The sequence below is a fragment of the Achromobacter sp. AONIH1 genome, from assembly GCF_002902905.1.
In the GTDB taxonomy this organism is placed as follows: domain Bacteria; phylum Pseudomonadota; class Gammaproteobacteria; order Burkholderiales; family Burkholderiaceae_B; genus Achromobacter.
In genome coordinates, this window is the sequence record NZ_CP026124.1 from 3,050,596 (window position 1) to 3,070,738 (window position 20,143).

Below are 20,143 nucleotides of genomic sequence, written 5' to 3' on the forward strand. Positions count from 1 at the left end.
TGTCCTGGGATGAGGTTGTGGCGCATCACGCATCCCCCTGCCGCTGGGCGGCAATGGCAGCGCGGTCCAGGCGTTCAATCTCGGCCAGGATCAGGGCGCCGGCCTTCACTAGATCACGGCGCGGCGTTGTCGGCTTCCACCAATCCCGATCCCACGGCCAAAACGCGTAGGGGTTGGCTGGATAGCGCAGCGCACCGTTCTGTATTTCGGAGGCATGAATCGCGTAGCAGCCAGCGGCGCCCGCTATCTCGCCCAATGTATGCGCGTCATCGTGATCGGGCGCCCAGCCTTCTGCGCTGATCTGCCGCTGGCGTTCGGCCAGCACGTCGCGCGCTGCTGGTGTCTGCGCATCGCGAACAGCAAGGGCCGCCTCGGCTTTGATCGCCCTTGCTTGCCAGTGGTCAATTGCGCCATGCAGTGTGTTGTCGCCGGCGCTCGCAAAGTCGTCCAGCGCATCGGGAGCGGGGCGAAACATGCGGACTGCCGCGAGCAGGTCTTTGACCGCTTCCGAGAACAGATCCGGGTTGCCCGTGGCGTTTGCAATCACAACCTTATCGGCGCGCTCTTGTAGCTGCTGTGCGCCGATGGTTGGATGGTGGTATGTCGTCATTGCTCAAGCCCTTGAGATTGGGTGAGGGACCAGCCGGCTTTGCGGCTGAACGTGACCTTGCCGGCCCTGCGCAGCGACTGGATGCGGCGGTCAACGATGTGAATTGCGGCGATGTTGTGTTCGCGCTGGAGCGCCAGGGCTTCTTCACCGGCCGCGCCGCCGTTGATTTCATGGCCGAAGCGATGGCCGGCGCGGATCCGGTCCAAGATCGCGCGGTCCAGCGTGTGGAAGGTGAGGCCGGTGAGGATCATTCTTCGGCGTCCTGATGCGCCTCGGGGGCGGGTTCAGGCTCGGTGTCCTCTTCACCCAGCACCCAGCGCAGCGCAGCGGCATACTCACCCTGGGCTTCAGCAAGCGCGGCCTGGATCTGCTTCTTCGATTTGACGCGGGGGCGGTCGCCCAGCACGGCGGCCTGCCTGCGGCTGCGTTCGTGGGGCTTGGCACCGTTGCCGGCGGCGATCAGCTCGGCCACCTTCGCGCGCTGCTCGTCCGGCTGGAGCTTCACCAGGGTCTTGACGTGCGTCAGCGTGATGTTGCCGGACTCAAGGGCATTCTTGACTGCGGCCGTGCAGTCCAGAATCGCCAGCGTGTCGCGTATCGTGACCGTGGAGCAACCGAACAGCATCGCCAGTTCGCTTTCCGAGCATCCCCGATTCAGCGCGGCCGCCATCTTGTTGGCCCTGCCCAGCGGCGTGTCTGCTTGCCGGATTTCGTTTTCGCTGATCATGCCGGCGGCGACCTGGTGGGCGGTGCGACCACGGCGAGGCACGGCCGGAACCAGCAAGGTCGGCTTGCCTTCGGCCGCCAAGCGCTTGTTTGCTTCCAGGGTGTGCTTGACGCGTTGCCGGCCGGCAATGACCAGGGTCTTGCCGGATTCGGGATCCTTCCACACCAGGATCGATTGCAGGACGCCCAGCGCCATGATGTTCAGCACCATCGCTTCGTCAAGCGGGAGGTGTACGCGTTCGTCGTAGAGTGGGTGGTCGTGTTCCGTGACCAGATGCAGATCCTCGGGGGCGAACATCAGCACATTAGATTTGCCGCTGGCGCCGTATACGTCGATGCTGTTCTTAGCCATGCCTGTTTTCCGTTGATAGGTTGAAAAGTCGAATTTCGGGATTGGGTCAGATCAGTATTCGATCCAGCCGAGGATGGGTTTCTTGGTGGCCTTGCTGATACGGGGGGCGCCGTTCTTGTCCACGGTTTCGCCCCGAACCATCACGCGCAGGCGAGACGTGCGCTCGCTTTGGCGGGCCAGCCTGATGTAGTCGTTGGCGAACTGCGGGGCATCGAACGTTCCGGACAACTGGACCAGTTTGGAAGTGGCCAGGTAGTAGTCCGTTTTGGTGGCCATCCAGTCCACCAAGTCGGACGGCCGGACGCAGGCCCGAACTTCGGGCGTCATCTGGTTGAGGTGCTTCTTCCACGCCTTCTCTGCGGCTTTCTTGGCAAGAGGCTCGGTCATGCCGAAAACGCAAAATGCGCTCATGGCATGCTCCTTTCGGCATACGCCGTCTTGTGGCCGCCATCCTGCGCGGTCAGGGTTGATTCGTCGGCCTGCTGGCGCTCGCCGTAGCCGAGAGCGATGAAGACGATGGCGACAGCGCAGAACGCAGCATTCATCAGCGCTTCGCCGTGGGTGCGAACAAATCGGCGGATCATTGGGGACTCCATGTGTCGGCCGCAGCGTGGCGGCGTGCGATGTAATCGCCCAGGGGAGCCAGCACCAACCGCGCGAACGCGAGCAGGCCGGCGCCCCAGGCGAGGGCATGTAGAGAGGTCATGGGAATTTGCGCGGAGCGCGCGGTGATGGGCTTCGGGGAGCGGGCCGGGGTGCAGCAACTTCGAAAGTCACTTTCGGAGCCGGTGACGTGGCGGCGTGACCCGCTTTCCGAAGCCGCCCCGACGCGCGGGGCATGGCGGGGGATTACAGCTTTCCGTTGCGGTCCAGCACGTTCAGGATGGGCGCGAGGATATCGAGCAGGGCTTCGAGGAACTTGATCATGGCTATGGAAATTGAGGGTTAAAAGGCGGGCCGAAATGCCCGGGTCAAGTCTGCGCTGACGGACAGCCCGCGTTTGCGCAAAGCATTAGCAACTAGGGAGCGGTCATGTCTAGCGTCAGCATGACGGAGCAGACCGAGGTAGCTGTTGCCCGTCTCGAAGACCTTTTCTTTCGGAAGCTCTTCGATGCGGCGCAAGGCGGTGCAGACGGAGCGGCGGCGCACTTCCCGGCGCCAGGGCTTGATGACGTAGCCTGCGAAGTCGACGCCGCGGTCGATGGGCTGGATGATGGTTTTACGAGGATTGAGTTCCAAACCCAGTCTCGGCAGGTACGAATTGACCGAAGCCAATGCTTGGCTGAGCCACTGCGCGGACGGATGCAGCAGCACGAAATCATCCACATAACGTACGTAGTGTTTGCCCCTCAGGCGGTGCTTCACGTACTTGTCCAGCCCGTCCAGCAGAATGTTGGCAAAGAACTGGGAAGACAGGTTGCCTATCGGCAGGCCGCAATGGTCCGGCGCGTCGCGCAGGCGCTTATGCTTTGGCACAAGTGCCAGCGTGGCCGGGTCGCCGCGCACCTCGACATCCGGCCGAGGGTCATGGAACAGGATCTGTGCAGTCAGCCGGCGCCACCAGTGCTCAGGGATCTTGCCGCCCACCCTAAGCCAAAGGCTTCGCTTGTCGATGCTAACGAAGAAGTTGGACAGGTCGGCCTTGAGGCACATGGCCGGCCGGGACCAGTTCTGTGTGGCGCTGCGCACCTTGGATTCCAAGCGCTGGGCGGCGTACAGCGTGCCGCGCCCCTGAATACAAGCGCAGGAGTCAGCGATGAATCCCGCCAGGAAGCGCGGGGCGATCTTGTTGTAGAGAAGATGGTGAACCACCCGATCCCGGAAATCAGCCGCCCAGACTTCGCGCGGCTTGGGGTGAGTTATCACAAAGCAAATCGAACGCCCGGGGCGATATGTACCGCTCCGGAGTTCGTCGTCCAACTGGGCCAGGTTGCGCTCCAGATTCATTTCAAAGCGCAGGGCACTGGCCGTATTTCTTTTGAGCCGGCGACAGTCAAAATATGCCTGCACCAGCTCCGCGAACGAATGGCAAGAATCCATAGAAACTCCGAGCATGATTTGCGGACGGGACGAACTCGGAACTCGTTGTTGCGGTTCCAGTTGTTGACGTTGCCGTTCTCGAAATTCACCGCCCAGGCGTTGTAGGAGCCGTAGGGCGAGACATCACGCTATCCACGTCGCCCCGCCGAAGGCTTGCCGGATCAGCGGAGAAACTGCGCGGGACCTGGGCGGCCTAGGCCGTTGGTTTCCTCTAGTGCGCATATCGGTGGCCTTGTGAGCCAGCGGCGTGACCAGATCATCAAGCGCATTGGCCCTGCCGCCGTGACGACGGAGCAGCAAGCGCATTCTCGGAGTGTTTCAGCCATCCTGTAGCCTGGCGTCCGATGCTATCGGTCAGCGCGATTGCCTCGCCATACTGCCCGCGAGAGATCAATCGTAGGTCCGTCGCCAAGCGCAGAGACAGATCTACCGCAACCACCCGCTCCCGAAGAATCCGGATCACGGGCGGCCTGTCGGACGCCGAGTTGGCCCGATACACCAGCGCCACCAGTTCGAAGCACTGCTTGCGCAGGTCAGCCCCAAAGTCGGCCTTGTAGTTCCTGGGCATATTGGCCACAAACTTTGTGACCAACAGGCTCAGGTCATAGGTAACCTTGAAAATCTTGGTGTCAGTGTGCAGGGCCATGGCATCGGCGGGCTACGCCCGCAAAGGGTTAAAGGGATGAAGCGATGATGCTGCGGACGGGACGAACTCGGAACTCGTAGCCGCGGGACCAGTAGTAGACGCCGCCGTACTCGAAATCCACCGCCCAGGCGCCGTAGGAGCCGCAGGGCTTGTTCGTCCAGTACCAGTCGTCCTTGTTAAACAGATCCGGCGTATTGATGTAGGCCAGCATCATGTCTTTCTGGTCGGGCGCGCGCCAATCGGCATGGCCGTTCACTTCACCGCGTTCGGTCACGGCCGAGGCCAGATCCTTGAATTTCACGTCAACCAGGTCGAATTCCTTGCCGCCCGGGATGATCACGTGATGCGTGGCGCCGTCGATGAGGCGGGAGCCGATGTAGACGCCGCCCTGTTCGGGCCATTCGTGCCCGATGACGGGCGCGGTCGTTGCGATAGCAGTCATGCAAGTCTCCTGCGGGCTTCGCCCGCTTAAGGGGTAAATGGATCAATAGGTGAATCTGCGGACGGGACGAACTCGGAACTCGTAGCCGCGGCTCCAGTAGCTGACGCGGCCGAACTCGAAAAACACCGCCCAGGCGTAGTAGGAGCCGTAGGGCGTCGAGGTCCAGTACGGCCTCGGCTGGAACAGGTGCGGCAGGTTGGCGGCAATGATCTGCAGCTCTCGCTTGGCGGGCAGGTAGAAGTCGGCATGCCCGTCAGCGCTGAACTCCCTGGCGGCCCGCGCCGCTGCGTGGGCCTTGTCATGACGCAGCAGATCGTTGGTGTTGACCAGGCCATCCCAAGCGCTGGCGGTGCGCTCGCCATCCTCTGGACCCCAGACGTAGGTGCCGTCCAGGTCTTCGTTGGCAACGACGAGGCCGTACACCACACCATCGTCGCCGAGGATGTCACCGGCATAAATCCCGCCCTGACCCGGAAGGTACTGGCCGATCTTTACCTGGTGGACGGGCGAAGCGGGCCGCGATGAAAGATAGCTGCTCAGAGCCCCGAGCAGGGTTGAGGCGGGAATTTCCAGGCGCAAACCGCCCGGATCCAGCGGGATCATGTTGTTCATGGTTTTCCTTTGAGGGGGGGGCGCCGCGAGAGGCGGCGTACTGATTTGCCGGTTTGAGCAAAGACCCAGGCAGCGGTTTGCTTCGGTAAGCGCTGACTCGCAGCGCTGGCCGAAACCCGCTTTTGGCGGAATCGGATTTCTTGCCGGCATTCCAGTCGGCGTGACCGTTTCTGCTCTTGGCCGTCTACGCCTCACCCTGTTGACCGTGGACCGCGCTATGGCGGGCTGGATACGGCAGGGACACCGCGCAGAGCTGCGGCCATGCCCGCAGTTGCGATTGAGCCGGGGAACGCCCCACAGGCGGGGCGAGCTACATCGGCGATTGGTTGTTAAAGAGCGTGGCCGGCGGGTAAATGCTCGGCTGAGATGAATAATTGCATATGTACTTGCTTTGGTCAAGTACATATGTACCTATTTTAGACAAGTGAGTTCCTTCTTGAGAACTGAGGCGCTTTTACGCGGAAGCCGGCATCGGCTAACCCTTCCCCTTGCCGGGCGAGTAGCGGACTTGCACCTCCTAGTGAGTGCGCCCTGCCGGGCACACCAAAAAAAGCCCGCGCGAGGCGGGCTACTGAGCTTTGGATCGGGAGGAGCGGTCAGTCAACGGTCACGACCCAATTGCCACCGCGATCCTTGAGTTCGTATTTATAGGCGTACCTGTTGCACACGACAATCAACCCGCGCGTTAGCGACATCGCTCGTGCTGCGCTTATCGTGTCACACCTGTAGCCGTTAGCCTTTATCAGTTGGATGGCACTGTCAACTACGTCGAGGCTCAACGCAACCAAGTCCCTAGCCCTGCTGTCCGGCTCGACTGGCGTGCCTAAAGGCGTCGAAGCGGGTGCGTTCTGCTTTGGCGCGGGTTGGGTTTGTTCGGGGGTGGGGGGCCTGAAAGCGCTGTTCTGTGTCGATGCTACCCGCTCTGCATTTGCCCCCATGAGATCAAGAGCAGCGGAAACTTCGCAGGCAGGAATGTTCACGTCGGCCCAGTTTCCCCCGCTGTTTTGTTGCCGGCATAGAGTCTTTGTAGCTGTAACTCGCTGCTGATAGGCATCTGGCGACGGCTTGGTTCCGTCGGGCGGATTGTGGACAAAGTTCCAATAGGCCGCAGCCTCTGCGTAGGCGGATAAAGCGGAATAGCACCAACTCTTCTCCGCATGAGACAACTTGTTATCGCTGCATTGGGCTTGCATATCCTGGACGTTGCGCAGCATAGTGTGTCCGATCGATCCGGGCGCTGGGCTGCGGCCTAGGGGCATGGTCGAGTTTCCGCGCGTTCCCGAGGTCGATGCCCCACGAGTCTGGCTCGTCAAGATGCCTTCGTAGCGAGACTTCTGTTCTTCGAACCACTGATTCAAGCAGGTGATGTCTCGGCAGTTTTTTTGCCGGTAATTCCATTGCTCACGGGCTTGCTGTCGAAATGCAGATTGGTCCTGACTTGCAGCTTTGGCCTTGTCGAACAGGATTTTTAATTCGTCATCCTTGCGAGATAGCTCGGGTGTATTGCAAATCAAATACTCGGGGACGGAGTCCACCTTGGCGCAATCGAAGCTGGCAGCATGAAGCGAGCTTAAGGGCAAGATAGCGCCAAGAAGGAGAAGCGTTGGCAGCTTGGGGACACAATTGATGAGGCTAGAAATCATGGCTACACCAGACCTTTAGCACGCGGCCAAACACTTCGAAGTCCATTTTTTCAGTGATGTCCCAAGAGTCGTATTTGGCGTTTTCAGATTTGGCTCTGAGTACAAACCCATCTTCTATCGGAATTGTTTGCAGGCGCTTGATAAAGCCCTGATTGCCCACTCGAAAGAAGTAGACCCCGTCATAGTCCACGGAACGCACTCCGCGGTCGACAACCAGTGGATCGCCAGGATTGAACAGGGGGCGCATTGAGTCACCAAAACCTGTGACTATGCACAAATTTTCCTTTTGAGAATAAGTCGGAATGTTCTTGTGGAGCCATTCTGAACTGACATGCCAAGCTTGAATGATGCCCGGTTGGTCGTGAAGTTCTAGCCCTTTCCCCATCGCGCCGCCCGTTTCGAACTGGGGAATTTCCACATCTGGGCGTCGCCGCGCACGTTCGGTCGGCGGCGATTTTGGCTGCGCTGCTGAATCAGCCCCCTCCAACAACCATCGAGCCGTTGTGTTGAGCGCGTCGGCTAGCGCCAAGATGTACTTGGACCCTCGGTTTCGACCGCGCTCGATCTGAGCGATTGTCGATTGAGATATGCCCGCAGCCTTGGCCAGGTCGGCTTGCGATAGTCCAAGTTCGGCACGGCGTGCGAGCACGCGGCTAGATAGGTTTTCCATATTGCAATCGTATTTGCTTGAGCAAGTAGATTGGTACTTGTTAGATGAGTACATATGCAATAAAATGGGACATGGACTCGAAGAACCTCATCAACCGCCTCTTGACCCATGGACTTACGCAGGCAGAAATCCAGCGCCGTGCGGGAGTATCTCAATCGACCGTTTCTCATCTACATACTGGAAAGCGAGGGAAGAGGACGTCGTTCGAAATCGTGCAGCGCCTTGACGCTCTTCTGCGTGAGGTTGAACAAAGCCAGCCCTTGGGCGAATTAGGTCCCGCCGATGTTTGATCGTTCAGTGCAGCGTGACGTTGTCTTGGGCGCCTTCGGCATGGCTGGACCTGTCGCGTTCGGCACACAGCTCATGGAACAAGTCCATGACCGCGGACTCGGACGGGTCCGGGAACGTGCGCTTGGCGATGTCTCTGGCGTTCTGCAGCAGCTTTTCGGTGTCGGTCATGTCGCATTTCGTTGTGTTGGAACAGAGCGAATTTTCCACATGCTGACTCTGTTACCGACGCTGTTATTCCATGAAATTTCCCTATTAGGCGTACTCAAAAATGCAGCGAGAACAAGGGGCTAGCTCCGATGTCCTGCGCATCCGGCCGTCTGAACCTATGCAGTTCGTAGACAAGGCGGAGATTGCGCGGTGCGTGACCTACCGCCAGGCGGTGAGACTTGCCTGGGATATGCGCCAGCCGCGTGGCATGACCATGCGGACCTTGGCGGAGCTGTGCGGCATGTACCCGCAGCACGTCAGCAGCTACCTCCACGAGGATCCGCTGTTGCCGAGCGGCGCGCCGCGGTTGAACCTGCCGGCCGAGAAGATCAATGCGTTTGAGGCTGCGGTGGGCAACTATGCGGTGAGCCAGTATCTCAACCATCTTGGGCGTCTCACGATCATGCAAGAAGTGATTGCTGCTCAGAGGGCCGCATGACTTATGACGAAGCCCTCAAGATTGCCCAGCTCGCCTGCGATGAAGCGATGCGCCTGCATGGCCAGGACGTGGCGAAGGTCTACGAAGAAATGCGGCTGCGTGAGCGCCAGGACCCTCAACTGGAGCGCGCGATGAGCGTGATCGGCCACGTCACCGAGTTTTCTACCAGGCACTGAGCGATGCATAAACGAGCGAATTCACAAAGCCCTGACCGCGTGCGACTTGCGCCGGGGGCAGGTAAGGGGGCGGCGCTGGCGCGGTTGGCCGCGCAGCTGTGCGGGCAGACAGGGTTCCAAGAATGGGTTGTCTCTCGCATCGGCGCCGCTCCCCTGGGCGTGAGCGATCAACAGCACGCGGCGCAATTCGTGCGCAACGTGTGCGGCGTAGAAAGCCGGGCCGAGCTGGACCACAAAGCCGACGCGGCCACGCTGTTTCATGCGGCAATCCGCCGGCCCTACCGGGAATCGCGGGGGTTCCATGACTAACCCCTTGAACATCTGGATGGGCTACGAGGCGCCCGCGGTCGCCTTGGCGCAAATTGACGACGCGATCATGCGGGCAACCGGCGCCATCGACAGGACCGAGCTTGCGCTCGCGCTTAAGCCGCAGCTCAAGGACGTGGAGCCTTGGTGTGACGGCGATCGGTGGGTCGCTGCAAGGGCAATTATCGAATCGCGTCTGATCAAAGCATTCAAGGCCGGCCATGTTGGCAAGGTGATCGATCACTACGGGCGGCATACCGGATGGAAGCGGTTGCTGCCTAAGTGGGTGAGGGTGGATGGGAAGTGGGTGAAAGCATGCTGACGCGCAAGACACCGCTCAAGCGGCGCAAGCCCATGGCGCGAGGCAGGCCGCCGAGGTCCACGGCGCCGACGATCCGAGCCACGAAGCCCAAGCCGCCGCCCCGCGCGTCGATGAAGGCCCGCAAGAAGGGGGGAAAGAAGCCGCCCAAGACCGTTTACCGCAATCAGGCACTACTTGAGCTGGCCGAGGGCGAGGAATGCTTGCTGCGCGTGCCTGGGTGGTGCCAGGGTGGCACTGACAGCACCGTTGCATGCCATTCCAACCGCTTGCAGGACGGCAAGGGCAAGGGCATCAAGGCCCACGATTGGGCCATCGCTTTCGGTTGCGTTGCGTGCCACTGGTTCATCGACCAATCGAGCGAGTCGCACGCCCTGAAGTTGTCCTATTTCGTGCCTGGCCTGCGCTTGACGCGGGCGCGGCTCATTACCCTAAGCAAGTGGCCGGACGAAGCCGAGCGCGGCTTTCAACTGAACTACGGGACGGCTGAATGAGCGCCGTTATCTTGACCATGCCCATCGCCGTTCCCGCTGCATCGCCCCAGGTCGAGGACGGCTACACGCGCATTTCCAATGAGCTGTTGGGGGCGCTGGTGCTCGCCGACCTGAGCAAGCAGCAATGGGAGGTCATGATGGCGGTGATCCGAAAGACCTACGGCTTCAACAAGACCGAGGACGATATCGCGCTGTCGCAACTGGCAGCTATGACGGACGGCGACAGGGGCAATCTGAGCCGCGCCGTTGCGGGGCTGGTGTCTCGCCGCATGCTTAATCGCTCGCGGGGGCGCCATGGTCAGATGCTGTCGATCAACAAGGACTACACGCTGTGGGGAATGAAGCCGGGTCGCGTGGAGTTGGTCGTCGCGCATTGGAAGGGCGGCGCGGCTGCTGCTGTTGTAGAACTTACAACAGAAGATGAGGAAGAGGGTTGTAACTCCTACAACAGCGGTGTTGTAGAAGCTACAACAGGGGTGTTGTCAGACTTACAACCACAAAAGACAACTCCAAAAGAAAATATCAAAAGACAAAAAGATAAACCCCATTGCGCTCCGCAAGCGGATCGCGGGGAGCTGGGCAACGACGGCGCACGAGCAGACCAGGAAGGTCGGGCCGAGACTGCGCCGCAGGGTACGCGAGCAGGCCGCAAGGGCCGGGCCATGACCGTACTGACTGCCGAACAGCTGGAGCGCTTCGAGCGCTTCTACCAGGCGTATCCCCGCAAGCGCAGCCGCCAGGCGGCCGAGAAGGCATTCGGCAAGATCAACCCTGACGACGCCCTGGTGGAAACGTTCCTGGAGGCCATCGAGAAGGCCAAGACCACGGAGCAGTGGAGCAATCCGCAGATGATCCCGCATCCGTCGTCGTGGCTGAACGATGGCGCCTGGGCTGACGAAATCGTGACCGCCTACAGCGAGCGGGAGCGGGAGGTGATCGACTCGTTCAACGAGACGCTGGGCGATGCGATGGGGCTGGTTGACCCGGCGATCTACAGCGAGCGGCGGGCCGGTGCGATCCGCAAGTTCCTGACGCTATCTGCGAAACCGAGTTTCTGGACGCGGTTCTTCCCGTGGATCCTCGACAACTGCAATCTGCCGGCTCACGCCGGCTTCGAATGGCTGATGAAGCCGGAAACCGTGTCCAGCCTTCGCGGCGGGCAGTTCACGAAGGAGCAAGGACGATGACCGGCAATGCCGCGAATGTGCCGCCGCACAACCTGACCGCAGAGCATGCGATTCTCGGCGGCCTGCTGCTGGATAACGAGGCGCTGGACCGCCTGGGCGACCTGGAGCCGGCGCAGTTCTACCACCACGGCCATCGGCTGATCTTCGAGGGGGCGCGTAGCCTGATCCTGCGTTCACGCCCGGCCGACGTGATCACTGTCCACGACTACCTGCTGACGATGGGCAAGGCCGAAGCTATCGGCGGCATGGCCTACCTGAACAGCCTGGTTGAATCGACCCCGAGCCTGGCGAACATCGGCCGGTATGCGGAAATCGTCCGCGAGACGGCATTGCTGCGCCAGCTGACCGTAGCCGCTGACCGTGTGCAGCAGCTGGTGGCCGAGCGCCACCAGCCCGCCGTTGAGCTGCTGGACGCGGCGCAAGCCGAATTTAGCAAGCTGGCTCTGGGTGCCGTCCAGGACGAGCCGGTCTCGATTTCGTCCGCCATGGTCGATTTCTTGGATGACCTGGACGGCCGGGTCCATGGCACGGTTGCGCACCCCGGCATCGCCACGGGTATCGAGGCGCTCGACGAAAAGCTCAACGGCGGCCCGTGTCGAGGCGACCTGGTTGTGATTGCCGGGCGTCCAGGTATGGGCAAATCGGCCCTTGCGCAGTCCATCGGCTGCAACAACGCCGAGGCGGGCTACTCGGTCACGTTCTGGTCCGGCGAAATGCCCACCAAGCAGGTAACCGGCCGATCCGTCGCGAATTGGGGGCGCGTGTCGTCTGCGAAGCTGAACGCAGCCAAGCCGGTTCTCACTCCCGACGAATGGACCCGGCTGACTCGCGCCGCTCAGATCGCTGGTGAAGCGCGCTTTTTTGTTGAGGACGCCCCTGCGTTGACGATTCAGGCGCTGTCCGCGAAGGCACGCACCGTACACCGCAAGCATGGCCTGGACGTGCTGATCGTGGATTACCTCCAGCTGATGGAAGGCAGCGAGCAGAACCGGACGCTCCAGATTGAAGCGATCACGAAAGGGCTGAAGCGTCTGGCGAAGCAGCTCAATATCGTCGTGTATGCCTTGTCGCAGTTTTCCAGAGAAATCGAGAAGCGCGTCAACAAGCGGCCGATGCTGTCGGACCTGCGCGACGGCGGCTCGATCGAGCAGGACGCGGATATTGCGATTGGCCTGTATCGGGAAGAGCAGGATGACCCGGATACGACGCTCAAGGGCTACGCCGAGCTATACATCATGAAGCAGCGCAACGGGACGCTGGGGATGGTTCCGGCGGCGTACAGGGGCGAATACCTGCGCTTTGAAGACTACACCGGCCCGGCCGTCACGAAGTCCAGTGCGAAGGGTAAGCGGGGGCGGCGGACCTTCGAAGATGAAGAGGAAGCATTCTGATGCCGCAAGCCAAGAACACCAACAGCGAGGAATGGCGCAGGGAATGCGAAGCGAGGCACGTTCTGACGCTGCCGTTCGACAAGCGAGTCCCCTACCTGAATCTTGTGGGCCGCAAGCGCGGCAGCGAGGCCCAGCAGTATCTGGAAACTGAAGTGCGACGCCAGTTCGCAAAACGGAGGAAAGCAGCATGAGCGCAATGCAGCGCAACAAGGGCGCGGCCTATGAACGCAAGATCGCAAATCTTCTGACAGCGGATACGGGCACGACCTGGCGCCGCCGCGTGCGCAACCAGGCCGGCGATAGCGATGTGGTGGCCGACGATCCGGCATTCGCGCGGATCAGCGTGGAGTGCAAGCACGCGGACGAGCTGCGGTTGGCGAAGTGGTGGCGGCAGACTCTGGACCAGGCCGGCGAGCTGGGAATCCCGGTGTTGATCTACAGGAAGACGGGGGCGCTGGGCGAGTCGGTCATGGTTGACGCTTACCACGTCAACGCGCGGCACTGGCCGGCGCCGGGCCGCTACACGGTAACGATGGACTGGCCTGCGGCCATGCAATGGCTGCGCGAAATGCTGCCAGCTACAAACGTCGCGCCGGGGTACATCTGATGGCGGGCGTGCTGTCTGGCGATGAGCTGCTTTGGAACTGGGCGCGATGGTGTTGGTCTGGTTCTCCGGTCGGCAACCTGCCCGTGCATTTCTCGGATTCGGACGAGGACGAGTATCGCCCGATCCTGATTGATGTGGCCCAGGGCGTCGAGCTTCTGCACCAAGCTCTACCCCAGCATGAGGCGATGGTGATCATCGCCGAGTACCCGCAACGACATGAACGATTCGCGGGGCTAGATGCCCTGTCGCGTATGAAGAAGGCCCAGCGCTGGATCAAAGCGGCAACCGGAGTCGATTTATCAGACGCCCACTACAAGCTGTATTTGGGTCTATTTATGGAAAAGGTGGAACGTGAAATACGCATCTGAAACTATCAACCTGATGGCCGCATTTCCCGGCCGAGAGTTCAAAATGATTGAGCTGGTGCGCAATGCCACCGGAGCGCGTGAGCTGACGGTGAGGGAGCGTAGTGCGGCCCGCCAAGGAGTTCTGCGAGTGGTGAAGACACTTGAGGAAATGGGGCAGGTTTGCTGCCGGCCTTCGCGTCCTGGGGTGCGCAACGCCGTCACGTATTTTTGGGGTAAGTGCGACATGCAGTAGGTGCGAAACGCGACGAAAAACACGACAATTTGCCCGTCCACAAGTGTGCCTGTAGCAAACGCTACAGGCATTTTTCTTTTGCGGGCTTGGCCGAGTGGTCAGGCTGCGGCCTTCCAAGCCGTCTACGCGGGTTCGATCCCCGCAGCCCGCTCCAATAGCGATCCGCCCCGCCTGGGACTCCAGCGGGGCTTTTTGTTTCTCCATCCCTTCGCCATCAAGGGATCGCGCGCTGGGCATGGCGCGCGCGGGTAGGGGCATCGCGCCGGGCGGCGTGCAGTTGGTGGCACCCGGCACAAATTCACAGCAACTCGTTGGAGATACCTTCGTGAAGACGGATCAGAAAATCACCTTGATGGATCTGCGCCAGACGTGGCCGGAGAAGCTGGCATCGAACATTCTGACGTTCGGCCTGTTGGGCTTGTGCATCTGGGCCAGTCAGGGCAGCACCTGGTGGACGTTCTTCACGGCCTTGTTGTTTCTGTGCGTGTTGGTGGTGCGCATTGCGGCGTTCTCCCACAGGTCGAAGACGGAGTTTGCCGGCATCCATGCGCTCAAAGCCTGGGTGGACACCGAGGCTGAGAGAGAACATGCGGAGAGGGCATAGTGCCGTATTACGAGCTACGCCCGATTGGCGATAAAGATCAGCACGATCCCTGGCTTGAACGATATGACATGAATCATGGATTTGTCATATGGGCCGAGTGCGAGGCGCAGGCCCGCGCGTTGGCGAACGAACGCTGTGGTGATGAGGGCGCTGTTTGGGACAACCCTTTCTTGGCCGCGTGCATGGAATTGTCGGGTGAGAGGGCGCCTCGGGTGATCATCCAGGATTACCGCGCTGGTTAGCGCGGTCGGCGACGCCAAGCAGAGCCAATATACGGTTGCGCAAGCGGGCGCACATCGGCCATTCCGACCGTCAGGTCACCGGCCAATACGATGCGCCATTGCCCGGACAAGCTGACCAGTGTCCGCAATAACATCAGCAGCGCGCCACGTGACGCTCCCGCTCTCCTTGCGGTGGATCGGCGGCGGGGGCGCGTTTTGCTTCTTGGCGCCGCAGATGCGAAGTCAGTCTCCCTTTTCCTTCCAGACTTCAGCCCAGGAGCGAATGCGCTCAAGGTTGTCTTTCATGTCAGCGAGGACGCCTGACGAGCCGTTGCGATAGCTGTTGTGCTTGCGTGCGCTGTAGAAGGAAGAGGCTCGCCAAGCCGCGCTGCCCCAGGCGCTGAAAACCGCACGGTAATTCCGTGTCAGAAAAGGAAGAGAGCAATGGAAGTGATACTTCGTGATGATCAGGGCAACGACATCTGGTCGCGCTGGAGCCGGGACGGGCAGAGCGGTGGGCTTGCGTGCCGATCCTATATTTCTGATGGTACACAAGCTCGCATTATCGACGCGCTGGCGAATGCTCTTCAACAAGCACGTCTTGAATCGTCATGCCTTCAGAATTTGGATGCTATGTCGGATATTCGCGCTTCCGCCACCAAGATCCAATGTGATATTCCAGTATCCCGTTGAGGGAATAGGTATTCGAGCTGGTAGCTGCGTGTAGCCGCCGCCGTAGCCTCGATACTGACGCCCGTTCTTGTAGTTGCTGAAGTTTGTGTCGTTGGTGACCCAAATATTGCACCGATGAGAGCAATCAACCACTACGACATCGCCTTCATGCAAATACTCGCGCTTGTGCAAGAAATCCATCTGGGCATCTCCTAGTTTTGGTGGGCCTGAGCCCTGTTGGTTAATGTCAGATTCTTTTTGTAACACGCTGGCGATTTCTTCGCCTTCCGATGCAAGCTCATGACAAGAGGGCGCCCAGCAAACTCGCAGGGGGGGTTTCCCGATTTGAAATCGGAGTATTCCCAGCTCGCGGAAGTCGTCGGCGAGGTTGGAAATATTCTCTGAGGTCTTCATGAGCGTTCCTTGTCACATACCGCCCAGTAGGGCCGAGTTGATTCCAGTGATCTATCTGGCAGCATCGAGAGGTGATGGCAGCCCTGGCAATCCAGAGCGCATCATTCACCTCTACTTTTCCCCGGATGGGTGCTTACTCGCTTGCCACGACCCGCAAAACGGACCACCGGATGCGTTCTTCTCGGCAGAGTTTCGCCCTGACCTGGCGCGACAAGAATAGCCTACTGGTCGGCTCGTTCGCGCTGATTCCAGGTCAAGCGGATATCAGCTAGGGAGAGGAAATTGGGCATAGCGATATCGGTCGCCAGCAACGTTGCTGCGATGCAATCGGAGATTCGTGGCATTGCGCAAAAGCAAGTCCGTTTCGCAACGGCTCGGGCGTTGACCGATGTGGCGCGTCAGGCACAGCAGGATGTGCAGGCGGAAATGCGGAAGGTCTTTGATAACCCAACACCTTGGGTGCTTCGCGGCGTGCGGACCAGATCCGCGGACAAGAACAATCTGAGTGCTCAGGTGTCGATTGAAAGCGCCAGCGGGAAGGGTGTTGCGCCGTCAAAGATCCTGGCCGCAGAAATCGAGGGTGGCGCACGTCGGCAGAAGCGATTTGAACGGGCGCTGCAGGCGAAGGGGATGATGCCCGGCGGGTACGTTGCCGTTCCTGCCGCTGGTGCGCCCCTCGACGGCAGCGGCAATATCCCCGGTGCCTTCTTGGGCAAGCTCCTGTCCTACTTCCAGGCGTTCGGAGAGCAGGGCTACAAGGCCAACATGACGGCCAAGCGAATGCGTGGCATCCACAAGGTCAAGGTATCGACGAAGGGATACAAGACCTACACGGGCGTGGCCTACTTCATTTCGAAGGGGCAGGGCAAGAACCGTCATCTGCGGCCGGGAATCTACGCGAAAACAGGCACGCACGGGGCGGATGTCACGCCAATCATCATGTTCGTCCCACAGGCGACATATCAGCCGCGGTTGGACTTCGAGGGCGTGGTGCGCAAGTCGGTGGAGCAGAACTTCCCTGCACGGATGCGGGCTCGACTGGCAGAGGCACAGAGGACAGCGCGATAGATGGAACAGGAGAGGACGGTGGGACTGGATTCCGGTCGAGCGGGTCCTCCCTGGGGTTTGATATCGCAAGGGGAATTCGCACCTTGATGTGCGGCCAGCTAGACGGTCCGAAATTTGGTTTCAGGTTTCATTCCCAGGTTTCATCCGCCGCCCATCAACTCCCCGGAAACCGTTGCCACGCTTGGCGTTGCGCGATTTCGTGATCGATGAAACTGGTTTCAAATGCGGTTTCTTCTCATTTGAAAGCTAGCCCTCAACCCAGCATCCCGAAAACCGCCGAAACCCGCGCCAGTATTGGCTTTGCGCGATTTTGCATGCGATGAAACTGGTTTCAGATGAGATGAAACCTCATTTGAAACCTGAAACCAACGAAGGTGTTCCATGACGCTGGTATCGAGAGCCGAGTTCGCGCGGCTGCATGGTGTTTCGCACACCGCTGTTTCGAAGTGGAAAAAGGCGGGATGGCTTGTCACGCAAGGCTCTCAGGTCGATGTGGAGGGTTCGAACGCCAAGCTTGCACGGTACCGTGACGGGAAGGATGGAAGGGCCGCCAAGGTTTCAAATGAGGTTTCTTCTCAATTGAAACCTGAAACCGACAATGAAACTCCGGCTTCACCTGGAGCCCTGGGCGGCGGTGTGACGTTTCTGCCCGGGGAGTCGGTGGAAGAGGCCGCTGAACGGTTGACGGCCAACGCGGCGGTCGATCTCAGCATGCCGGTTGAGGAGGCCAAGCGGATCAAGGAGGTCTATCTCGCGCTGCTCAATCGGTTGGAATACGAACAGAAGGAGGGCAAGCTCATTGACCTGGAGCTTGCCGAGCAGGTGGTGTTCGGGCATTTCCGAGGGATGCGGGATGCGTGGCTGAATTGGCCGATCCGTGTGGGGCCGCTGATTGCGGCCGATCTGGGCGCAGACGCTGGCCGCGTGACCGAGGTACTAAACGCGCATGTCCATAAACAATTATCAGCCCTGGGAGGCGAGCAAGCTGATTTCTCCGAAGGTTGAGCGCCTGGTGCGCACAGCCGAAAAGGCGGTCAGCCCGCCGCCGCGCATTAGCGTACCGGAGTGGGCGGACCGCTACCGGTTCCTCGCCAAGGAGTCGGGCAGCATGTCGGGTCGCTGGGAGACGGCGACGGTCGAAGTGGCGCGCGGCCCGATGCTGGCAGTGACCGAGCCTGGCGTGCACATCATCACGGCGATGGTCAGTACACAGCTGCTGAAAACGGCGTTGCTGGAGAACATCTTTGGGTACTACGCGCATCTGGATCCGTGTCCGATGCTGCTGTTGCAGCCCAAGGAAGACGCGGCCGAACAGTTCAGCAAGGAGCGTGTCAGTCCCTTGATCAGGGTAACGCCGGTGCTACGGGCGTTGATAGGCACCAGCAAGACGCGCAACGCGGATGAGACGTTGCTATATAAGGCGTTTCCCGGCGGATTCCTGGCGCTGGCCGGCGCAGGCAGTCCTGATAACTTGGCGCGCCGGCCCGTGCGGGTGATTCTCGCCGACGAGGTGGATAAGTATCCCGTCACGCGCGAGGGTGATCCCATACTGCTGGCTGAAGAGCGCACGGCAACGTTTGGCGCAAATTGGCTGTCCGTGCGGGCATGTTCGCCAACGGTTCAGGAAGAGAGCCGGATTGAGAAGAGCTATTTGGAAAGCGATCAGAGGCGCGCCTCGGTGTCCTGCCCTCATTGCGGACACCGGCAGTTTCTGGACTTCATTCGGCATGTCGCATGGCAAAAAAAGCAGGATGACAAGGGCGTCACGACGGAACACTTTCCAAAGACAGCGCGAATTTTCTGCGAATCTTGCGGAGCGCAGTGGTCTGAGGGTGAGAGGCTGCGGGCCTTGCAAACCGTCCGCTGGCACCAGACCAAGACTTTCACGTGCTGCGATACTCGCCAGTCGCCGCTGGACGCCTACGACAAGGCCTGGCGCGGCGGCATAGAGGCCGAGCAGGCGCTTACGCAGACCTGGGACTGGTGGACGGGTGGTCGTCACGCTCTCTACCGGGCGCGATGCGGGCAGTGCGGCGGCTGGCCTGTGGAGAACACCCATGCGGGCTTTCAGGCATCCAAGCTCTATAGCCCCTGGCCGAAGGACAAGCCATCGGACATTGCTGACAAGTGGCTCAAGGCCCAGGGCGATGAGGATAGGTTGCAGGCATGGTGGAACACCCAGGCCGGACTTCCGTATCGTGCGAATGTGGGCAAGGCGTTGCGGGTAGACGAACTGGCGGCGCGTGGTGAGCACTGGCCAGCAAGGGTGCCGTTTGGCGTTGGCCTGCTCACTGCCGGGCTTGACACGCAACCAGATCGGATTGAGGTCGAAATCGTTGGCTGGGGCCGCGACGAGGAATCGTGGTCCATCGACTATGAAATCTTCGAGGGAAACCCGGATGAGCCAGAGGTGTGGCAGCGCGTGGACGCCTACTTGTTGCGAAAGTGGTATCGCTACGACGGCCGCGCGTTCATTGTTGAGGCGGCATGTATCGACTCTGGCGGACACAATGCACAGAAGGTGTACGAGTTCGCAAAGGCCCGACTCGGGCGGCGTGTCTATGCCGTAAAAGGCGAATCCGCTCGCAACGGACAGCGCTCGCCGATTTGGCCGACAAAGAAGCCGAGCGCGCGGACCAAGCAGCAATTCCGGCCCGTGATCGTAGGCGTGAACTCGGCCAAGGATTCGATCTATCGGCGCTTGGCGCGAACGGAGTCGGGTCCCGGGTACATGCACTTTCCGCATGATCGGGACATTGGCTATTTCTCGCAGCTCACGTCTGAGCGTCTTGTGGTCAAGCAGTCCGGGGGGCGCAAGTATTGGGTGTGGGAATTGCCCGATGGAAAGCGCAACGAGGCACTTGATTGCCGGGTCTACGCGTATGCGGCGCTCTGCTCCCTGCTCCATATCGGGGTCAAGCTAAACCGTGAGGTGGACGCCGTGGCGACAGTACTGGACGGTCGCGCGCCGCCAGACGAGGCGCCGCAACTACTGCTGGCAGCCGATGCAGGCAGTGTGCGCGAAGTCCGCGGCCCTTCGGTCAAGACGATGGGCGCCCCTGCCAAGGGCCGATCGTTGTCGAGCCGGTTGGCATAGCCGGGAAAACTTGAAGGAAATCACTATGGGCGTGTATGACGGGCTTCCCCGGGAAACGCTGCTCGCGCAGCTGCAGGCGATGCAGATGGCGCTGCTGCAGTTGACGGCAGGAGAGCAGATTGCCTCGGTGAGCTATTCGCAGGGTGAGGGCGCAAGGTCTGTCACCTATCGGGCAACTGATCTGTCTGCACTCAGGGCAGAGATTCTGAGCTTGCAGGCCGCGCTTGGTATGGGGGGCGGCCGGCGCCAGATTGGGTTTAGGTACCGGCGATGAGTGAACGTGTGCAAATTCTAGGGGCCAACGGGAAG

General features: G+C 60.4%; 31 protein-coding genes and 1 tRNA gene. 18 read left to right on the forward strand and 14 right to left on the reverse strand.

What is annotated here, in order from left to right:
- Positions 1–25 precede the first annotated feature (25 nt).
- The 11 genes from C2U31_RS30780 to C2U31_RS13875 form a co-directional block, all read right to left on the reverse strand.
- Positions 26–610, reverse strand: a complete 585-nt coding sequence (locus C2U31_RS30780) for a hypothetical protein (RefSeq protein WP_199770999.1) — start codon at positions 608–610, stop codon at positions 26–28.
- Complete coding sequence (locus C2U31_RS13840) at positions 607–861, reverse strand: hypothetical protein (RefSeq protein ID WP_103273283.1); 255 nt, start codon at positions 859–861, stop codon at positions 607–609. Before C2U31_RS13840 ends, C2U31_RS30780 begins: the two co-directional genes overlap by 4 nt.
- Positions 858–1,688: a hypothetical protein gene (locus tag C2U31_RS13845; protein WP_103273284.1), complete on the reverse strand. Its 831-nt coding sequence runs from the start codon at positions 1,686–1,688 to the stop codon at positions 858–860. Before C2U31_RS13845 ends, C2U31_RS13840 begins: the two co-directional genes overlap by 4 nt.
- 51 nt (positions 1,689–1,739) lie before the next feature.
- A complete protein-coding gene (locus C2U31_RS13850; RefSeq protein WP_103273285.1) occupies positions 1,740–2,099 on the reverse strand; it encodes a hypothetical protein in 360 nt (119 codons plus the stop codon).
- Positions 2,096–2,272 carry a hypothetical protein gene (locus tag C2U31_RS30530; protein WP_158658366.1) on the reverse strand — a complete coding sequence of 59 codons (177 nt, stop codon included), beginning with the start codon at positions 2,270–2,272 and terminating at the stop codon, positions 2,096–2,098. Before C2U31_RS30530 ends, C2U31_RS13850 begins: the two co-directional genes overlap by 4 nt.
- 361 nt (positions 2,273–2,633) lie before the next feature.
- Positions 2,634–3,728 (reverse strand): RNA-directed DNA polymerase, encoded by a 1,095-nt coding sequence (locus C2U31_RS13855; protein ID WP_103273286.1) that lies wholly within the window; start codon positions 3,726–3,728, stop codon positions 2,634–2,636.
- A 259-nt stretch (positions 3,729–3,987) separates the two neighbouring features.
- Positions 3,988–4,374: a four helix bundle protein gene (locus C2U31_RS13860; RefSeq protein ID WP_103273287.1), complete on the reverse strand. Its 387-nt coding sequence runs from the start codon at positions 4,372–4,374 to the stop codon at positions 3,988–3,990.
- A gap of 28 nt (positions 4,375–4,402) precedes the next feature.
- Positions 4,403–4,816 carry a DUF1566 domain-containing protein gene (locus C2U31_RS13865; RefSeq protein WP_103273288.1) on the reverse strand — a complete coding sequence of 138 codons (414 nt, stop codon included), beginning with the start codon at positions 4,814–4,816 and terminating at the stop codon, positions 4,403–4,405.
- A 42-nt stretch (positions 4,817–4,858) separates the two neighbouring features.
- Positions 4,859–5,428 (reverse strand): DUF1566 domain-containing protein, encoded by a 570-nt coding sequence (locus tag C2U31_RS30535; protein WP_158658367.1) that lies wholly within the window; start codon positions 5,426–5,428, stop codon positions 4,859–4,861.
- 596 nt (positions 5,429–6,024) lie between these two features.
- The gene (locus tag C2U31_RS30540; RefSeq protein ID WP_158658368.1) at positions 6,025–7,071 is read right to left on the reverse strand and encodes a lysozyme inhibitor LprI family protein; all 1,047 of its coding nucleotides are present in this window, start codon (positions 7,069–7,071) and stop codon (positions 6,025–6,027) included.
- Positions 7,061–7,741, reverse strand: a complete 681-nt coding sequence (locus tag C2U31_RS13875; RefSeq protein WP_199771000.1) for a S24 family peptidase — start codon at positions 7,739–7,741, stop codon at positions 7,061–7,063. Before C2U31_RS13875 ends, C2U31_RS30540 begins: the two co-directional genes overlap by 11 nt.
- A gap of 71 nt (positions 7,742–7,812) precedes the next feature.
- Here C2U31_RS13875 and C2U31_RS31230 point away from each other — a divergent pair, with 71 nt between their 5' ends.
- Positions 7,813–8,031: a helix-turn-helix transcriptional regulator gene (locus tag C2U31_RS31230; protein ID WP_158658369.1), complete on the forward strand. Its 219-nt coding sequence runs from the start codon at positions 7,813–7,815 to the stop codon at positions 8,029–8,031.
- A 4-nt stretch (positions 8,032–8,035) separates the two neighbouring features.
- On the opposite strand, the gene C2U31_RS30785 is transcribed toward C2U31_RS31230, so the two are convergent.
- Complete coding sequence (locus C2U31_RS30785) at positions 8,036–8,200, reverse strand: hypothetical protein (protein ID WP_199771001.1); 165 nt, start codon at positions 8,198–8,200, stop codon at positions 8,036–8,038.
- Between the two features lie 193 nt (positions 8,201–8,393).
- Between C2U31_RS30785 and C2U31_RS13885 the strand changes: the two genes are divergently transcribed.
- The 12 genes from C2U31_RS13885 (at position 8,394) to C2U31_RS13945 (ending at position 14,362) form a co-directional block, all read left to right on the forward strand.
- Positions 8,394–8,678 (forward strand): XRE family transcriptional regulator, encoded by a 285-nt coding sequence (locus C2U31_RS13885; RefSeq protein WP_233772765.1) that lies wholly within the window; start codon positions 8,394–8,396, stop codon positions 8,676–8,678.
- Complete coding sequence (locus C2U31_RS13890; protein WP_103273293.1) at positions 8,675–8,854, forward strand: hypothetical protein; 180 nt, start codon at positions 8,675–8,677, stop codon at positions 8,852–8,854. The genes C2U31_RS13885 and C2U31_RS13890 overlap by 4 nt, the downstream gene beginning before the upstream one ends.
- A 313-nt stretch (positions 8,855–9,167) precedes the next feature.
- On the forward strand, positions 9,168–9,482 hold the full coding sequence (locus tag C2U31_RS13900) for a hypothetical protein (protein WP_158658370.1): 315 nt from the start codon (positions 9,168–9,170) through the stop codon (positions 9,480–9,482).
- Positions 9,476–9,973 carry a nuclease domain-containing protein gene (locus C2U31_RS13905; RefSeq protein ID WP_103273296.1) on the forward strand — a complete coding sequence of 166 codons (498 nt, stop codon included), beginning with the start codon at positions 9,476–9,478 and terminating at the stop codon, positions 9,971–9,973. Before C2U31_RS13900 ends, C2U31_RS13905 begins: the two co-directional genes overlap by 7 nt.
- Positions 9,970–11,160: a replication protein gene (locus C2U31_RS13910; RefSeq protein WP_103273297.1), complete on the forward strand. Its 1,191-nt coding sequence runs from the start codon at positions 9,970–9,972 to the stop codon at positions 11,158–11,160. The genes C2U31_RS13905 and C2U31_RS13910 overlap by 4 nt, the downstream gene beginning before the upstream one ends.
- The gene (dnaB, locus tag C2U31_RS13915) at positions 11,157–12,551 is read left to right on the forward strand and encodes a replicative DNA helicase (protein ID WP_158658371.1); all 1,395 of its coding nucleotides are present in this window, start codon (positions 11,157–11,159) and stop codon (positions 12,549–12,551) included. The genes C2U31_RS13910 and dnaB overlap by 4 nt, the downstream gene beginning before the upstream one ends.
- Complete coding sequence (locus C2U31_RS13920; protein ID WP_103273299.1) at positions 12,551–12,742, forward strand: hypothetical protein; 192 nt, start codon at positions 12,551–12,553, stop codon at positions 12,740–12,742. The genes dnaB and C2U31_RS13920 overlap by 1 nt, the downstream gene beginning before the upstream one ends.
- A complete protein-coding gene (locus C2U31_RS13925) occupies positions 12,739–13,158 on the forward strand; it encodes a hypothetical protein (protein WP_233772766.1) in 420 nt (139 codons plus the stop codon). Before C2U31_RS13920 ends, C2U31_RS13925 begins: the two co-directional genes overlap by 4 nt.
- The gene (locus C2U31_RS13930) at positions 13,158–13,526 is read left to right on the forward strand and encodes a hypothetical protein (protein ID WP_103273301.1); all 369 of its coding nucleotides are present in this window, start codon (positions 13,158–13,160) and stop codon (positions 13,524–13,526) included. Before C2U31_RS13925 ends, C2U31_RS13930 begins: the two co-directional genes overlap by 1 nt.
- A complete protein-coding gene (locus tag C2U31_RS13935; protein WP_103273302.1) occupies positions 13,510–13,758 on the forward strand; it encodes a hypothetical protein in 249 nt (82 codons plus the stop codon). Before C2U31_RS13930 ends, C2U31_RS13935 begins: the two co-directional genes overlap by 17 nt.
- Positions 13,759–13,838: 80 nt before the next feature.
- Positions 13,839–13,912 (forward strand) — tRNA-Gly (locus C2U31_RS13940).
- Between the two features lie 171 nt (positions 13,913–14,083).
- Complete coding sequence (locus C2U31_RS13945) at positions 14,084–14,362, forward strand: hypothetical protein (protein WP_158658372.1); 279 nt, start codon at positions 14,084–14,086, stop codon at positions 14,360–14,362.
- A 464-nt stretch (positions 14,363–14,826) separates the two neighbouring features.
- On the opposite strand, the gene C2U31_RS30545 is transcribed toward C2U31_RS13945, so the two are convergent.
- Complete coding sequence (locus C2U31_RS30545; protein WP_158658373.1) at positions 14,827–15,177, reverse strand: hypothetical protein; 351 nt, start codon at positions 15,175–15,177, stop codon at positions 14,827–14,829.
- Positions 15,178–15,192: 15 nt separating this feature from the next.
- Complete coding sequence (locus C2U31_RS30985; protein ID WP_233772768.1) at positions 15,193–15,669, reverse strand: DUF1883 domain-containing protein; 477 nt, start codon at positions 15,667–15,669, stop codon at positions 15,193–15,195.
- 74 nt (positions 15,670–15,743) lie between these two features.
- Here C2U31_RS30985 and C2U31_RS30550 point away from each other — a divergent pair, with 74 nt between their 5' ends.
- The 5 genes from C2U31_RS30550 to C2U31_RS13985 all read left to right on the forward strand — a co-directional run bounded on the left by C2U31_RS30550 (position 15,744) and on the right by C2U31_RS13985 (position 20,108).
- Entirely contained in the window at positions 15,744–15,941 is a 198-nt protein-coding gene (locus tag C2U31_RS30550; RefSeq protein WP_158658374.1) for a hypothetical protein, read from the forward strand.
- A 10-nt stretch (positions 15,942–15,951) separates the two neighbouring features.
- Positions 15,952–16,737: a hypothetical protein gene (locus C2U31_RS13970; RefSeq protein WP_158658375.1), complete on the forward strand. Its 786-nt coding sequence runs from the start codon at positions 15,952–15,954 to the stop codon at positions 16,735–16,737.
- A gap of 381 nt (positions 16,738–17,118) precedes the next feature.
- Positions 17,119–17,742: a hypothetical protein gene (locus tag C2U31_RS13975; protein ID WP_103276368.1), complete on the forward strand. Its 624-nt coding sequence runs from the start codon at positions 17,119–17,121 to the stop codon at positions 17,740–17,742.
- Positions 17,684–19,834, forward strand: coding sequence for a phage terminase large subunit family protein (locus C2U31_RS13980; protein ID WP_103273309.1), 2,151 nt, complete (start codon positions 17,684–17,686; stop codon positions 19,832–19,834). The genes C2U31_RS13975 and C2U31_RS13980 overlap by 59 nt, the downstream gene beginning before the upstream one ends.
- Before the next feature lie 10 nt (positions 19,835–19,844).
- Positions 19,845–20,108 carry a gpW family protein gene (locus tag C2U31_RS13985; protein WP_233772770.1) on the forward strand — a complete coding sequence of 88 codons (264 nt, stop codon included), beginning with the start codon at positions 19,845–19,847 and terminating at the stop codon, positions 20,106–20,108.
- Positions 20,109–20,143: the final 35 nt, after the last annotated feature.

Coding starts and splice junctions, on each gene's coding strand:
- C2U31_RS30780 (WP_199770999.1), bottom strand. CDS start 610: ATGACGACATACCACCATCCAACCATCGGCGCACAGCAGCTACAAGAG.
- C2U31_RS13840 (WP_103273283.1), bottom strand. CDS start 861: ATGATCCTCACCGGCCTCACCTTCCACACGCTGGACCGCGCGATCTTG.
- C2U31_RS13845 (WP_103273284.1), bottom strand. CDS start 1,688: ATGGCTAAGAACAGCATCGACGTATACGGCGCCAGCGGCAAATCTAAT.
- C2U31_RS13850 (WP_103273285.1), bottom strand. CDS start 2,099: ATGAGCGCATTTTGCGTTTTCGGCATGACCGAGCCTCTTGCCAAGAAA.
- C2U31_RS30530 (WP_158658366.1), bottom strand. CDS start 2,272: ATGATCCGCCGATTTGTTCGCACCCACGGCGAAGCGCTGATGAATGCT.
- C2U31_RS13855 (WP_103273286.1), bottom strand. CDS start 3,728: ATGGATTCTTGCCATTCGTTCGCGGAGCTGGTGCAGGCATATTTTGAC.
- C2U31_RS13860 (WP_103273287.1), bottom strand. CDS start 4,374: ATGGCCCTGCACACTGACACCAAGATTTTCAAGGTTACCTATGACCTG.
- C2U31_RS13865 (WP_103273288.1), bottom strand. CDS start 4,816: ATGACTGCTATCGCAACGACCGCGCCCGTCATCGGGCACGAATGGCCC.
- C2U31_RS30535 (WP_158658367.1), bottom strand. CDS start 5,428: ATGAACAACATGATCCCGCTGGATCCGGGCGGTTTGCGCCTGGAAATT.
- C2U31_RS30540 (WP_158658368.1), bottom strand. CDS start 7,071: ATGATTTCTAGCCTCATCAATTGTGTCCCCAAGCTGCCAACGCTTCTC.
- C2U31_RS13875 (WP_199771000.1), bottom strand. CDS start 7,741: ATGGAAAACCTATCTAGCCGCGTGCTCGCACGCCGTGCCGAACTTGGA.
- C2U31_RS31230 (WP_158658369.1), top strand. CDS start 7,813: ATGGACTCGAAGAACCTCATCAACCGCCTCTTGACCCATGGACTTACG.
- C2U31_RS30785 (WP_199771001.1), bottom strand. CDS start 8,200: ATGACCGACACCGAAAAGCTGCTGCAGAACGCCAGAGACATCGCCAAG.
- C2U31_RS13890 (WP_103273293.1), top strand. CDS start 8,675: ATGACTTATGACGAAGCCCTCAAGATTGCCCAGCTCGCCTGCGATGAA.
- C2U31_RS13905 (WP_103273296.1), top strand. CDS start 9,476: ATGCTGACGCGCAAGACACCGCTCAAGCGGCGCAAGCCCATGGCGCGA.
- C2U31_RS13910 (WP_103273297.1), top strand. CDS start 9,970: ATGAGCGCCGTTATCTTGACCATGCCCATCGCCGTTCCCGCTGCATCG.
- dnaB (WP_158658371.1), top strand. CDS start 11,157: ATGACCGGCAATGCCGCGAATGTGCCGCCGCACAACCTGACCGCAGAG.
- C2U31_RS13920 (WP_103273299.1), top strand. CDS start 12,551: ATGCCGCAAGCCAAGAACACCAACAGCGAGGAATGGCGCAGGGAATGC.
- C2U31_RS13925 (WP_233772766.1), top strand. CDS start 12,739: ATGAGCGCAATGCAGCGCAACAAGGGCGCGGCCTATGAACGCAAGATC.
- C2U31_RS13930 (WP_103273301.1), top strand. CDS start 13,158: ATGGCGGGCGTGCTGTCTGGCGATGAGCTGCTTTGGAACTGGGCGCGA.
- C2U31_RS30985 (WP_233772768.1), bottom strand. CDS start 15,669: ATGAAGACCTCAGAGAATATTTCCAACCTCGCCGACGACTTCCGCGAG.
- C2U31_RS30550 (WP_158658374.1), top strand. CDS start 15,744: ATGGCAGCCCTGGCAATCCAGAGCGCATCATTCACCTCTACTTTTCCC.
- C2U31_RS13975 (WP_103276368.1), top strand. CDS start 17,119: ATGACGCTGGTATCGAGAGCCGAGTTCGCGCGGCTGCATGGTGTTTCG.
- C2U31_RS13980 (WP_103273309.1), top strand. CDS start 17,684: ATGTCCATAAACAATTATCAGCCCTGGGAGGCGAGCAAGCTGATTTCT.